We start from the raw sequence: 560 nt of genomic DNA, 5'->3' as shown, positions 1-560 counted from the left end.
TCGCCGCGCAGGTCGTTCGCGTCGCCGCGTCGCTGCGCGGGGATTAACTATACGCACCCCGCGCCCCTCCGGGGGCGTGAATCGGGAGGTTCACGATTCCTACACAAACAAACGTCTTGATGGGCAATGCTGTATGCGAGAGAGCTCTCCAATACGGAAAGCGAGGACGAGGCATTGTCCCAAAAATGCCCAGAGAGCCAGTGGGCAGGATCGAGATTCATTGTTGAGACACACCTGAGCCAGGACATAAGAACGCAGCGACCTCCAAATAGGGCTCAAGAGAGACCTGATGGCATTAACCTCAAGAAGCCCGAAAAATACTGGAGAACGCGCTGGAGATAAAAGCCTTCTGCAGCCAGAACAAGCCCAAGAAATACCGCGCACGGGCGACAACCTATAAAAATAGGGCTCCAACCCCTGTTGGCGCCCTATTCACAAAACGCTATCCACTGCCCCCCGTCACAGGAAAATGCCCCTTGTTGGTCAGCGACGTCCTGCTCTCCCACGGACTGACTCCGCAGTACCATCGGCGCTCGGGGGCTTAACTTCCGGGTTCGGAA

1 rRNA gene is annotated in these 560 nt (G+C 56.6%); it reads right to left on the bottom strand.

From position 1 onward, the window contains the following. Positions 1-481: 481 nt before the first annotated feature. A 5S ribosomal RNA gene (gene rrf / locus B5F79_RS11350) occupies positions 482-560 on the bottom strand; the annotation flags it as partial.

The organism is Olsenella sp. An285, from assembly GCF_002159625.1.
Classification (GTDB): Bacteria; Actinomycetota; Coriobacteriia; order Coriobacteriales; family Atopobiaceae; genus Thermophilibacter; species Thermophilibacter avicola.
This window is presented reverse-complemented; position numbering and strand designations above follow the sequence as displayed.